The sequence below is a fragment of the Actinacidiphila oryziradicis genome (assembly GCF_005047355.1).
In the GTDB taxonomy this organism is placed as follows: Bacteria; Actinomycetota; Actinomycetes; order Streptomycetales; family Streptomycetaceae; genus Actinacidiphila; species Actinacidiphila oryziradicis.
In genome coordinates this window covers 59,683-71,974 of sequence record NZ_SUMC01000022.1, presented here as the reverse complement: position 1 = coordinate 71,974, position 12,292 = coordinate 59,683, and the positions used below count along the sequence as shown (strand labels likewise).

Below are 12,292 nucleotides of genomic sequence, written 5' to 3'. Positions count from 1 at the left end.
GGATGCGCACCTGGCCGCGATGGATCACGCTGGGTACCCAGGGGATTTCGGAGGGTCAGGAGAGGGAGAGTGCATGATTTCCTCACTCCGCGCGCTGCCGGTCGCGCTGGCGCTGCTGCTGTCCGCGTTGACGGTGCCGTTCGCGGCCCCGGCCACCGCCGACCGTGTCGTCGTGGGAGGCACTCCCGCCGACGTGGCACAGGTCCCCTGGCTGGTCGCGCTGGCCAGCCGCGACCGGTTCGGCGAAGCGCGTTCCGGGCAGTTCTGCGGTGGCACGGCCATCAGCCCCACCACTGTGGTCACCGCTGCGCACTGCCTGGGCCGACAGGCGCTGGGCGCTGACTGGCGGGACGTGCCCGACCTGCGGGTGATTACCGGCCGTACCGACCTGCGCGGAGGGGTGGGAGCGGAGATCCCGATTCGTTCGGTTTGGGCCAATCCGGCGTACAACCCCCTGACCAATGGCGGGGATGTGGCGGTTGTCACACTTGACAGGCCTCTCGCACGGGGCGCGGGGATCGTCATGGCGGGCCCCCGTGACACGAACGGCTATCGCCCGGGTGCGGTGGCCCGGGTGTACGGCTGGGGGGACACCACGGGATACGGGAGCTACTCGTCCGTTCTGCGGTCCGCATCGGTGACCATTCTGTCCGACGAGGTCTGCGAGAGCGCCTACCCCGGCAGTGCGGACGGCAAATACCAGCGCTCGGACATGCTCTGCGCCGGCGAGACCGTCGGTGGGCGCGATGCCTGCCAGGGGGACAGCGGTGGGCCGCTGGTGGCGGGGGGAAGGCTGATCGGGATCGTCTCCTGGGGTGCCGGGTGCGCCGAAGCAGGCCGCCCTGGTGTCTACACCCGGATCTCGGCGGTGGCAGCACTGATCGGCCAGCACTCCTGACCGTCACTCCTTGAGGCGTCCGGACAGGCCAACGGGCGGCACCTCCCACGGGGGAGTGCCGCCCGCCGACCCGAGCTGGTCGGAGATGCGATGCGTCAGCGCTAGTCCTCGACCGCCATCGTCGGGGTATCGGTCAGCCGTCCGGTCTCGTCCTGTATTTCCGCAGCGATCTTCTTCAGTTCGGGCTCGAACTTACGCCCATGGTGGGCGCAGAAGAGCAGTTCGCCGCCGCTGATCAGGACGACGCGCAGATATGCCTGGGCGCCGCAACGGTCGCAGCGGTCCGCAGCGGTCAGCGGGCTCGCGGGGGTCAGAACAGTAGTCACGTCGCCTCTTCTCTAGCTCGACGAGCTGTCGTACCAGGGTCAACATCCAACCAGGCCGAAAACGTTCCCGCTCGTGGCTTTTTCTCGAAAACTCACTTCGAGAGGGTCGAATGATACCGATTGGCGGCGAATAAGCCTCTGGCGCTCTAGTTGTCGTTGCTTGTCGCTTTTGGGTCGCTCTGTCCGGTTCGGTCCCCTCCGGCTGGCTTGCCGGTTGTTGAAGAGGACGTGCCCGGAGCCTAAATGGTTCATGCGTGATTGGGAACGTGACATGTGTATCACTCGAACGAGGGATCGAACGCTTGATCGAGTGGAGGCTAGAATGGAGTCCCGAAACCGGGTCGCGGCGCAACCGCCCCGCCGAGCCTCGGTACCCTCTCACCGATACGGCTGAAGAACTTCATCGAGGAGACGTCCGCGTGACCGCCGAAACATCTGTGCCGTCCACTGCGCTGCTGACCGGTGCGGATCGCGACGGCTCCAACTACACTGCGCGGCACCTGCTCGTCCTCGAGGGCCTCGAAGCAGTCCGTAAGCGCCCTGGCATGTACATCGGCTCCACCGACAGCCGCGGCCTTTTGCACTGCGTCTGGGAGATCATCGACAACTCTGTCGACGAGGCCCTCGGCGGACACGGCAACTACATCGAGGTCATCCTCCACGAGGACGGCTCGGTCGAGGTCCGCGACAACGGCCGCGGCATCCCGGTGGATGTCGAGCCCAAGACCGGCCTCTCCGGCGTCGAGGTCGTGATGACCAAGCTCCACGCCGGCGGCAAGTTCGGCGGCGGCTCCTACGCGGCTTCCGGCGGCCTCCACGGCGTCGGCGCCTCGGTGGTCAACGCCCTCTCCGCCCGTCTCGACGTCGAGGTCGACCGCAGCGGCCACACCCATGCCATCAGTTTCCGCCGCGGCGTCCCCGGAACCTTCGCCGGTCCCGGCCCCGAGGGTGCTTTCGAGCCCGCCAGCGGCCTTCGCAAGACCAAGAAGGTTGCCAGGACCCGTACCGGCACCCGCGTACGGTACTGGGCCGACCGCCAGATCTTCCTCAAGGACGCCAAGCTCACCCTGGAGACGCTCTACCAGCGCGCCCGCCAGACCGCCTTCCTCGTGCCCGGGCTCACCATCGTCGTACGGGACAGTCGCGGCATCGAGAGCGAGGGGCCGTCCGAGGAGACCTTCCACTTCGACGGCGGCATCAGCGAGTTCTGCGACTACCTCGCCCAGGACAAGCCGATCTGCGACATCCTCCGGCTGACGGGCACCGGCACCTTCAAAGAGACCGTCCCTGTCCTCGACGACCGCGGCCACATGACCGCCACCGAGGTCACCCGCGAACTCGGCGTCGACATCGCCCTGCGCTGGGGCACCGGCTATGACACCATCCTGCGGTCGTTCGTCAACATCATCGCCACCCCCAAGGGCGGCACCCACGTCCGTGGCTTCGAGGGTGCGATCGCCAAGACCGTCAACGAGGCCCTGCGGGCCGCCAAGCTGCTGCGCGTGGCGGAGGACGACATCGTCAAGGACGATGCTCTGGAGGGCCTCACCGCGGTTGTGACGGTGCGCCTGGCCGAGCCGCAGTTCGAGGGGCAGACGAAGGAGGTGCTCGGCACCTCCGCTGCCAACCGGATCGTCGCCAATGTCGTCTCCAAGGAGCTCAAGGCCTTCCTGACGTCAACCAAGCGCGACGACAAGCAGCAGGCCCGGGCGGTCCTCGAGAAGGCCGTCGCGGCGGCGCGCACCCGCATCGCGGCGCGTCAGCACAAGGACGCCCAACGCCGGAAGACCGCGCTGGAGTCATCGTCCCTGCCGGCGAAGCTCGCGGACTGCCGCAGTGATGACGTGGACCGCAGCGAACTCTTCATTGTCGAGGGCGACTCGGCGCTCGGCACGGCGAAGCTCGCACGGAATTCCGAGTTCCAGGCGCTGCTGCCGATCCGTGGCAAGATCCTGAATGTCCAGAAGTCGTCAGTGTCCGACATGCTGAAGAATGCCGAGTGCGGCGCGATCATCCAGGTCATAGGAGCAGGGTCGGGCCGGACTTTCGATATCGATCAGGCTCGGTACGGGAAGGTCATCTTCCTTGCGGATGCTGATGTGGACGGCGCTCATATCCGATGCCTTCTGCTCACCCTGTTCCAGCGGTATATGCGTCCGATGGTGGAGCAGGGACGGGTCTTCTCAGCAGTACCGCCGCTGCACCGGATCGAATTGTCCAACCCCCGGAAGGGGCAGGACAAGTACATCTACACCTACTCGGACGGCGAGCTGCGGCAGACGCTGATGGATCTGCAACGCAAAAATGTGCGTTACAAGGACAGCATCCAGCGCTATAAGGGCCTTGGCGAGATGGACGCCGATCAGCTCGCTGAGACCACTATGGATCCGCGCCACCGCACACTGCGCCGCATCAACATCAGCCAGTTGGAGGCCGCTGAGCAGGCCTTCGACCTGCTGATGGGCAACGAGGTGGCACCGCGCAAGGAGTTCATCAGCAACTCGGCGGCGACCCTGGACCGTTCGCGGATCGACGCCTGACGCGAGGTGAAGTCTGTTGGGTGCTCCGTCGCTGCGTATTCCGGGAGGTCGTCACCTGATGGAGTGAAGGTTTCTGCTTGATGGTCCCGGATCTTCCCGTTCTGTCCATGCTGGGCACACGGCCAGCCAGGCCGTGGAGCGAGGAGAGTTACGGGTGAAAGAGCACGGCGGCGGCGAGCCGGGAGCGCTCCGGATGGACGACCCCTGGTATGACGTCCTGGCGGCGGCGCAGTGGGAGCCGGCCCCGGTACCGCCCACGGGGGAGCAGGCCGAGCGCACCGGCGACGGCCGCTCGGCGGTTTACCTGGAGGTACAGCGCAGCGCGGCCTTCCAGGAAGTGCGGGGCCGGTACCGCGGATTCGCTTTTCCCGCGACGGCCGGGTTTCTTCTCTGGTATCTGCTCTATGTCGTGCTGGCGATGACAGCACCGGGGCTGATGGCGCGTCGGGTGGCGGGCGAGCTGAATGTGGCGATGACGGCGGGGCTCGCGCAGTTTGCCACAACGTTTCTGCTGGCTTGGGCGTACGCGCGGCACGCGCGGTTGCGCAGGGACCGGGCCGCGCTCGATCTGCGCTGGTCCCTGGCCACTCGCACGGGCCAGGAGCGTGTCCGATGAGCGGGGACCACCAGGGACTGGCGCTGGTCCTGTTCACGAGTTTCGTGTCGGTCACCCTGGGGATCACGGCCTGGGCCGGGCGGCGGCGGAGTTCGTCTGTCGAGTTCTTCGCGGGCGGCAGGCTCTTCTCACCCATGGAGAACGGTTTCGCGATCGCCGGGGACTACATCTCGGCGGGCTCCTTCCTTGGTGTTTCGGGCCTGATCGCAATGGTCGGATACGACGGGATGCTGTATTGCGTCGGATTCCTGGTGGGTTTTCTGGTCGTCCTTATGCTCGTTGCCGAGCTGGTGCGCAACGTAGGCCGCTTCACCCTCGCCGATGTGCTCTCCGCCCGTATGAGGGAGCGCCGGGTACGGATCGCCGCGGGCGCGTCCTCGGTGGTGGTGTCGGTGATCTATCTGGTGGCGCAGATGGTCGGCGCCGGGAGCCTGGTGTCGTTGCTGCTCGGCGGGCAGAGCGCGGCGGCCCGCACCTGGACGGTGATCGGCGTGGGCGGCCTGATGGTCTTCTACGTGGTGTTCGGCGGGATGCGGGCGACGACGTGGATCCAGATCGTGAAGGCCGTGCTGCTGATGGGTGGTTCGATCGCGCTTGTCGTGCTGCTCGTGGTCCGGTTCCACGGTGATCTGGGCGGGCTGCTGCGCTCGGCGGCGGACGGCAGCGGACAAGGGAAGGCGTTTCTGGCGCCGGGCCTGCAATACGGCGTCGACTGGACCTCGCGGCTGGACTTCATGAGCCTCGGGCTCGCTTTGGTACTGGGAACGGCGGGACTGCCGCACATCCTGTCCCGCTTCTACACGGTGCCGACGGCGCGTTCGGCGCGTCGGTCGGTCGTGTGGGCGATCGGGCTGATCGGTTCGTTCTACCTGATGACGATCACCCTGGGTTTCGGTGCGGCGGCGCTGGTGGGCTCGGACGCGGTACGGGCGTCGAACAGGGCCGGGAACACGGCGGTGCCGCTACTCGCCCTGAACCTGGGCGGTGGCGCCGGTTCCACCGAAGGAACGGTTTTGTTCGCCGTAGTGGGTGCCGTCGCGTTCGCCACGATCCTGGCGGTGGTCGCCGGGATCACGCTCGCCTCGTCGGCGTCGGTCGCGCACGACCTGTACGCCACCCTGCGCCGGAGCCGTAGGAACACCAGAAACGGCAAGAACAGCCGGCACGCGAAGCGCGAGGCACACAACGAGCCCGGCGAGCGCGAGGAGCACGAGGAAGTGAAGGTGGCGCGCATCGCCGCAATTGGGATCGGGGCGCTGTCGATCACACTGAGCCTGTTCGCCCAGGGCCAGAATGTCGCCTTCCTGGTCGGGCTGGCCTTCGCGGTCGCCGCGTCCGCCAACCTCCCGGCGCTGCTCTACACCCTGTTCTGGCGGCGGTTCACCACGCGAGGGGCGCTCTGGGCGGTCTACGGCGGGCTGGTCCCTTCCGTCCTCCTGGTCGTCCTGTCACCCGTTGTCTCCGGCAGCCCCGGGTCGGTCGTCCCCGGTGTCGACTTCCAGGTCTTTCCCCTCCAGAACCCAGGCCTGGTCTCCATCCCGATGGGCTTCCTGGCCGGCTGGCTAGGCACCGTGCTCTCGCCCGTACCCGCCGACGAGGGCCGGCACGCCGAAGCGGAGGTGCGGGCGCTGACCGGCGCCGGGGCGGTGTGAGGCGGCCGTTCCGTGAGGCGGAACGGCTGCGTTGCCACCGCCCGGCGCAGGTCCCAGGCTGGGCGGCAAACGGCCTGAGCGCGCAGTGCGGGCCGCCGCTGCGCGTACGAGCCGTCAGGAGCCGCCGACCATGCCTTCGCCAGTGCCTTCCTGGGACCGGCTGCGCCTCCTCGTCCCGCGTCCCCGGGCCGACGGGTCAGGGGTGCGTCACTGGAGCGCAGGGCAGTTGCTGCGGGACGAGACCGGCGTGGCCGCCGTCCTGGTGCTGCTGGTGCTGGCGGTAGGGATCGCGCACCCCGACTTTCTCACCCGTTCCAATCTCACCAGCACCGCGCACAACGCCGCCTACGTCGGCCTGATGGCCGCCGGCATGGTCTTCGCCCTGGCCATGCGCGAGGTGGACCTGTCGGTCGGCGGGGTGTACGCGCTCGGGGTCACCGTGGGCGCGGTGTGTATCCGGGACGGCTGGTCGCCGTGGGCGGCCGCCGCCGCCGTGCTCGCGCTGTCGGCCGCGCTCGGCGCGGGCAACGCCATTGTCGCCACCTATGTCGGGTTGCCCACCTTCATCGTCACCCTCGCCACCGCCATGCTCTTCCGCGGCATCGGCCTCGCCCTCGCCGACGGTAAACAGATCAGTGGCATGCCGCAGCAGCACGCCTTCTTCCGGATCGTCGGAGCAGACGCCGGCAGCCTGCCGGTTGCCGTGTGGGTGCTGCTCGCCGCGACCGCCGGTCTGGCCGTGCTGCTCACCCGCACCAGGTTCGGCGCGCAGGTCCGGGCCGTCGGCTCCAACCCCGACGCTGCGCTCTTCACCGGCCTGCCGATCGTATGGACGCGGATCAAGGCGATGGCGCTTTCCGCGTCGATGGCCGGCCTGGCGTCGGTGCTCGCGCTGGCCTTCTTCATCTCCGGCGACCCGACCATCGGTCAGGGCTATGAACTGAGCGCCATCGCCGCAGCCATCATCGGCGGCACCCCGCTGGCGGGCGGCCGCGGCTCGGTCCCCGGGGCGGTGATCGGCGCACTGATCCTCTCGGCCGTCGCCTCCGCCCTGGTGTTCTTCAACGTACCCATCAACTGGACGACGTTCGCGACCGGATCGGTGATCCTGACCGCCGTCGCTGCCGACAGCGCGCTGCGCCGCATCCGCGGCCAGCACGACCCGAACTCCCGATAACCCGAATCCCCTGCCCGGAGGGCTCCGATGGCGCACCCTCACCGCTCCAATCCCACCCGCCGCTCCGTCCTGGTCGCCGGCGCCGCCGCTCCTGCCGTGCTGCTCGCCGCCTGCTCCGGCAATTCATCGGGCAACGGCAAGGGCGGCACCCTGCACATGGGAATCGCCGTCGCGAACATCACCCTCAATTTCGCCTCGGAGATGGTGAACGGGGCCCAATCCGCCGCCGAGCACGCGGGCGGGGTGGACTTCAAGGCGGTCGGTCCGCCCAACACCGACGGCCCGGCCGAGGCGCAGCTGTTCCAGAACCTGACGACCAGGGCGAAGGACGGCATCGTCCTGGAGAACCTCGATCCGCCGATCTTCGTACGCCCCGCCGCGACCGCGGTGGGCCAGGGCATCCCCGTTGTCGCGCTGGACACCGCGCCGCTCGACGGCAGCGAGGTCACCTTCTATGTCGGCAACGACAACTACGAGATGGGCGCCCAACTCGCGCAGGAGGCCCTGAAGCGACTGCCGGCCAATCCGATCGGCACGGTCGTGGTCGGCGTGCCCAATCCCGGCACTCCCGTACTCGACAGCCGCGCCAAGGGCATCAAGGAGACCTTCGCGGCCAAGGCCCCCGGCATCAAGGTGCTCGGCCCCTTCCAGACATACAGCGACCCGGCCCAGAACTACGGGGCCTGGCTCTCCCAGGTGCACGCCAACCCCAAGGCACTCGCCTTCCTCGGTGCCGGCGACGCCGACAGCTACAACCTCGGCAAGATCAAGGAGAGGGAGAAAGGGACATATCTGGTGGCCGCCGCGGATGTGGATGTCAAGACCCTTGAGTACGTCAAGAGCGGTGCCAACTTCTGCACCGTCGACCCCGAGCACTTTCTCAAGGGCTACATCGCCACCGCCGTCCTCATCGACGCCGTCAAAAACGGGAAGAGGCTGCCCACGGGCTGGTTCAGGATGCCGAGCCTCGTCGTCGACAAGAGCAATGTCGACGAGGTGATCGCGCGGCAGAAGAGCACCGATGCCGCCTACCACTGGTCCAAGAAGCAGATCGACGAACTGCTGGCCAACCAGTCGGACCATCTCCAGCCGCTGAAGGACGAGCGCTGATATGGCGCCCGTACTCGCCGCCCGCGGCCTGACCAAGGCCTACGGCGGCGTCCTGGCCCTCGACGGGGCGGGTATCGCGCTGGCCGCCGGTGAAGTGCATGCCCTGGCCGGGGAGAACGGCGCCGGCAAGTCAACCCTGGTCAAGGTGTTGCTCGGCATCGAACGGCCGGACGCGGGCGTCGTGGAGCTGGAGGGCGTGCCGGTCCCCTTCGCCGGGGCGCGCAAGGCCGCCGAGGTAGGCATCGCCGTCGTCGCCCAGGAGCTCAGCCTCTTCCCGGACCTGTCCGTGCTCGAGAACCTGTTCCCGTACGGCCCGCCGCGCCGGGCAGGGCTGACCAGCCCGGCCCGAGCCCGGGAGAAGGCCCGTACGGTCCTTGGCGAGCTGGGGCTGTCGGGCATCTCCTGGCGCGCCCCGCTCGGCCGCCTGGACCTCGCCGACCAGCAACTGGTCGAGATCAGCCGGGCACTGCTGGAGCACCCGCGCGTCCTGGTCCTCGACGAGCCCACCTCGGCGCTTCCCGTCGACGCCGTCGAACGGCTCTTCGCCGTCGTCCGCAGGCTGGTGGGCCAAGGCCTGGCAGTGCTCTACATCTCCCACTTCCTGGAAGAGGTTCGGCAGCTCGCGGACCGGATCAGTGTCCTGCGGGACGGCCGGAACGTCATGGACGGCACCCCGGTCGCCCAGGTGCCGCTGGACGTGCTGGTCGAGGCCATGCTCGGCGACACGCCCGGGGAGTTGCGAAAACCGGATCCTGGTGCGGGGCAGGGACCGCCCACGGCACGGCGGCTGGCCTTCACCAAGGTCAGCGTCGGGCGACGGCTGCACGATGTGAGCTTCGAGGCGGCTCCCGGAGAGATCACCGGCTTCGCCGGGCTCCAGGGTGCCGGGCACCTTGCCGCTCTGGAAGTGGTGTGCGGGCGCGCCCGGCCCACCTCCGGTCTCGTGGTCCTGCCTGGCGGCGACCCTCCGCCGCGCGACGTGCGCCGGGCGGTCAGGGCCGGGGTGGCCTTCGTCCCCAGCGATCGCAAACGCTACGGGCTGATGCTGGACCGTACGGTCTGGGAGAACACCTCGGCCGTCTCCTGGCTCGCCCGCGGCGAGGGCCCGCTCTGGCTGCACCGCGGTCGGCACATCGCCCGCGCCACCGCGCACGCCGAACGCCTGCGGCTGCACGGCCACGCGCTGACGCCCGTTCGGTCGCTGTCCGGTGGCAACCAACAGAAGGTCGTCTTCGCGAAATGGCTCGACATCGATCCACAGGTGGTCGTCCTCGATGACCCGACCCGGGGTGTGGACATTGGCGCGCGGGCCGAAATGCACGGAATCGTGCGGGAGCTGAAGGAGGCCGGGAAGGCAGTGCTGGTGGCCTCGACCGACCTGGCCGAGCTGGTGGAGCTGTGCGACCGGGTGCTGGTCTTCCAACGGGGGCGGATCGTACGGGAGCTGTCGGGCCCGGAGTTGACGGAGCGCGGCCTGAGCGTCGCTATGAACGCCGGCTTCGCCGGCACCACAGGCACGTGAGGGACACCAAGGGAGATCACCTGATGGGACGCCTCGACCGGAAGGTCGCTCTGATCACGGGCGGGGAGAGCGGCATCGGGCTCGCCACCGCACGGCTCTTCGCGGCAGAGGGGGCCCAGGTACACCTGGTGGGGCTCGACAAGGCGGCGCTGCGTGCGGTGGTCGAGTCGGTCGGTGCCGAGCGCTGCCATGGGTCGGCCGCCGATGTCACGGCCGGGGAACAGGTGGCCCGGGCCGTTGAGGAGGGACTGGCCCGTTTCGGGCGGCTCGACATCGTTTTCAGCAACGCCGGGATCACCGGGGCCGTCGCCGCGATCGAGGACTACCCGGAGGATCTCTTCCGCGAGGTCCTGGACGTCCATGTGACCGGCGCCTTCCTGGTACTGAAACACACCTTCCCGGGTCCAGGCGCGTCGGTGATCATCAACTCCAGCGTGGCGGGGCTCACCGCCGACCCGGGTATCAGCGCCTACGCCGCGGCCAAGCACGCCCAGGTCGGGTTGATGCGGGTGGCCGCGCGTGAGGCCGCCGCCCGTGGCATCCGGGTCAACACCATCCATCCCGGCCCCACCGACACGCCGTTCATGCGCCGTATGGAGACGGCCGCGACCGGCCAGGCCCCTGAGTACGCGGCCAAGGCCTTCAACGCGATGATTCCGCTCGGGCGGCATGCCACGCCCGAGGAGATCGCGCGCACGGTGCTGCATCTGGCAAGCGACGAGGCCAGTTTCACCACTGGAGCCGCCGTAGCGGTCGACGGCGGCATGAGCGTATGAACTCACCGAGACGAGGAAGCGCCCGGTCATGACCACGACCGCACTGCAGGCCCTGCTGGACATCCTCGACGACGAAGGGGTCGACCGGGTGTTCGGCAATCCGGGCACCACCGAACTCCCCTTCACCGAAGCGCTCGCCGGCCGCGAGGCCCCCGAGTATGTCCTCGGGGTGCAGGAGGCCGCCGTCGTCGCCATGGCAGACGGCTACGCCCGCGCCACCGGCCGCCCGGCATTCGTCAACCTGCATGTCGCCGCCGGCACCGCCAACGGCCTCATCGGCATGCTCAACGCCCGCCGGTCCCGTACGCCCCTGGTGGTCGTCGCCGGGCAGCAGGACCAACGGCACCTGCTGCAGGACCCGATGCTCTCCGGCGACCTGGTCGCCCTCGCCTCGGGCGCGGCCAAGCACGCCCAGGAGGTCCACCGCCCGCAGGACCTGCCGGTGGTGCTGCGCCGGGCGTTCGCGCTCGCCCAGCGCCCGCCACAGGGCCCGGTGTTCGTCTGCGTACCGATGGACGTCCTGGACGACGACACGCCCGTGGAGGTGCCCGCACGGTCTCCTATGGTGCCGCCAGGCGCTGCGGCCGGCCTCGACCGGGCGGCGGCGCTGCTCGCGGCGGCCGACCGTCCAGCGATCATCGCCGGGGACGGAGTGGGCCGGGACGGCGCGGTCGGCGCACTGGTGCGGGTCGCGGAGGCGCTCGGCGCGGTGACGTACCACCAGCCGATGAACGACTGTCTGGACTTCCCCGGCAGCCATCCCCTCTACGCCGGACCGCTGCCACCCGTCAACGCGGGGATACACAAGGCCCTTCTGGGCCACGACGCCCTGCTCATCGCCGGCTGCCGCGCCTTCGCCCCGCACCACTAGAGCCCCGGCCCGCCGGTGCCGGAGCACCTGACCGTCGTTCAGCTGGACACCGACCCCGCCGAGCCGGGCCGAAACTTTCCCGTCGATCTCGGACTGGCCGGGGCGCTGGAGCCGTCACTGGCCGCGCTCGCCGGGCACATAGGGCAGCAAGTGCCCGCGCGACTCGCCCGGCGCCGTACCGAATCCGCCACCGAGAGCCACACCGCCGAGTGGAGCAAGCTGGAACTCGAAGCCCTCGCAGCCCGCGGCAGGGCGCCGCTCGACCCGCTGGCCGCCGCCCACGCGCTGGCCACCTCCCTGCCCGACGACGCGGTGCTCGTTGAGGAGGCGATCACGACGGGGGTGCAGTTACGCCGGGTGCTCCGCCGCGACCGGCCGGGAGGGTATGTCCATACCGTCGGTGGCGGGCTCGGATGGGGCATCGGTGCCGCTGTCGGCCACCGGCTCGGCGCGCCCGACCGGCCCGTGGTCGCGGTCCTGGGTGACGGTTCCGCGATGTTCGGCCTGCAGGGCCTGTGGTCCGCCGCCCGCTACCAGGTGCCTGTCCTCTTCGTCGTTGCCGCCAACGGTGAGTACCGCACGCTCAAGGACACCCTGGACGCGCGCGGCGGCCGCTCCGCAAGCCAGGGCCGCTATGTGGGCCTGGACTTGGGAGAACTCGACTGGCGGCTGGCGGCACAGTTCTTCGGCGTACCGGCCGGGCGGGTGCGGGACACCGAAGAGCTGGGCGAGGCGGTCGCCACCGTCGCCGCGCTGGAGGGACCCCTGCTTGTCGAAGTCCCCTTGCGGGGCCACCGATGAAGC

11 protein-coding genes are annotated in these 12,292 nt (G+C 69.2%); 10 read left to right on the top strand and 1 reads right to left on the bottom strand.

Annotated elements, in window-relative coordinates:
- The first annotated feature begins 73 nt into the window (after positions 1–73).
- Positions 74–898: a S1 family serine peptidase gene (locus FCI23_RS22750; RefSeq protein ID WP_136725784.1), complete on the top strand. Its 825-nt coding sequence runs from the start codon at positions 74–76 to the stop codon at positions 896–898.
- 101 nt (positions 899–999) lie between these two features.
- Here the strand turns inward: FCI23_RS22750 and FCI23_RS22745 are convergent, their stop codons facing one another.
- The gene (locus tag FCI23_RS22745) at positions 1,000–1,224 is read right to left on the bottom strand and encodes a DUF7455 domain-containing protein (RefSeq protein WP_136725783.1); all 225 of its coding nucleotides are present in this window, start codon (positions 1,222–1,224) and stop codon (positions 1,000–1,002) included.
- A gap of 419 nt (positions 1,225–1,643) precedes the next feature.
- Between FCI23_RS22745 and FCI23_RS22740 the strand changes: the two genes are divergently transcribed.
- From FCI23_RS22740 to FCI23_RS59940, 9 genes are all read left to right on the top strand, one after another.
- Positions 1,644–3,764, top strand: coding sequence for a DNA gyrase/topoisomerase IV subunit B (locus FCI23_RS22740; RefSeq protein WP_136725782.1), 2,121 nt, complete (start codon positions 1,644–1,646; stop codon positions 3,762–3,764).
- A 154-nt stretch (positions 3,765–3,918) separates the two neighbouring features.
- Entirely contained in the window at positions 3,919–4,380 is a 462-nt protein-coding gene (locus tag FCI23_RS22735; RefSeq protein ID WP_277031272.1) for a DUF485 domain-containing protein, read from the top strand.
- Positions 4,377–6,032 carry a solute symporter family protein gene (locus FCI23_RS22730; RefSeq protein ID WP_136725781.1) on the top strand — a complete coding sequence of 552 codons (1,656 nt, stop codon included), beginning with the start codon at positions 4,377–4,379 and terminating at the stop codon, positions 6,030–6,032. Before FCI23_RS22735 ends, FCI23_RS22730 begins: the two co-directional genes overlap by 4 nt.
- Before the next feature lie 130 nt (positions 6,033–6,162).
- The gene (locus tag FCI23_RS22725; RefSeq protein WP_136725780.1) at positions 6,163–7,209 is read left to right on the top strand and encodes an ABC transporter permease; all 1,047 of its coding nucleotides are present in this window, start codon (positions 6,163–6,165) and stop codon (positions 7,207–7,209) included.
- Between the two features lie 27 nt (positions 7,210–7,236).
- Positions 7,237–8,319 carry a sugar ABC transporter substrate-binding protein gene (locus FCI23_RS22720; protein ID WP_136725779.1) on the top strand — a complete coding sequence of 361 codons (1,083 nt, stop codon included), beginning with the start codon at positions 7,237–7,239 and terminating at the stop codon, positions 8,317–8,319.
- Position 8,320: 1 nt separating this feature from the next.
- Positions 8,321–9,841 (top strand): sugar ABC transporter ATP-binding protein, encoded by a 1,521-nt coding sequence (locus FCI23_RS22715; RefSeq protein ID WP_136725778.1) that lies wholly within the window; start codon positions 8,321–8,323, stop codon positions 9,839–9,841.
- A complete protein-coding gene (locus tag FCI23_RS22710; protein WP_246143912.1) occupies positions 9,838–10,617 on the top strand; it encodes an SDR family NAD(P)-dependent oxidoreductase in 780 nt (259 codons plus the stop codon). The genes FCI23_RS22715 and FCI23_RS22710 overlap by 4 nt, the downstream gene beginning before the upstream one ends.
- A gap of 28 nt (positions 10,618–10,645) precedes the next feature.
- Positions 10,646–11,488 (top strand): thiamine pyrophosphate-binding protein, encoded by an 843-nt coding sequence (locus tag FCI23_RS59945; RefSeq protein WP_246143911.1) that lies wholly within the window; start codon positions 10,646–10,648, stop codon positions 11,486–11,488.
- Positions 11,489–11,503: 15 nt separating this feature from the next.
- A complete protein-coding gene (locus tag FCI23_RS59940; RefSeq protein ID WP_246143910.1) occupies positions 11,504–12,289 on the top strand; it encodes a thiamine pyrophosphate-dependent enzyme in 786 nt (261 codons plus the stop codon).
- The last annotated feature ends 3 nt before the right edge of the window (positions 12,290–12,292 follow it).

Coding starts and splice junctions, on each gene's coding strand:
- FCI23_RS22730 (WP_136725781.1), top strand. CDS start 4,377: ATGAGCGGGGACCACCAGGGACTGGCGCTGGTCCTGTTCACGAGTTTC.
- FCI23_RS22750 (WP_136725784.1), top strand. CDS start 74: ATGATTTCCTCACTCCGCGCGCTGCCGGTCGCGCTGGCGCTGCTGCTG.
- FCI23_RS22715 (WP_136725778.1), top strand. CDS start 8,321: ATGGCGCCCGTACTCGCCGCCCGCGGCCTGACCAAGGCCTACGGCGGC.
- FCI23_RS59945 (WP_246143911.1), top strand. CDS start 10,646: ATGACCACGACCGCACTGCAGGCCCTGCTGGACATCCTCGACGACGAA.
- FCI23_RS22720 (WP_136725779.1), top strand. CDS start 7,237: ATGGCGCACCCTCACCGCTCCAATCCCACCCGCCGCTCCGTCCTGGTC.
- FCI23_RS22725 (WP_136725780.1), top strand. CDS start 6,163: ATGCCTTCGCCAGTGCCTTCCTGGGACCGGCTGCGCCTCCTCGTCCCG.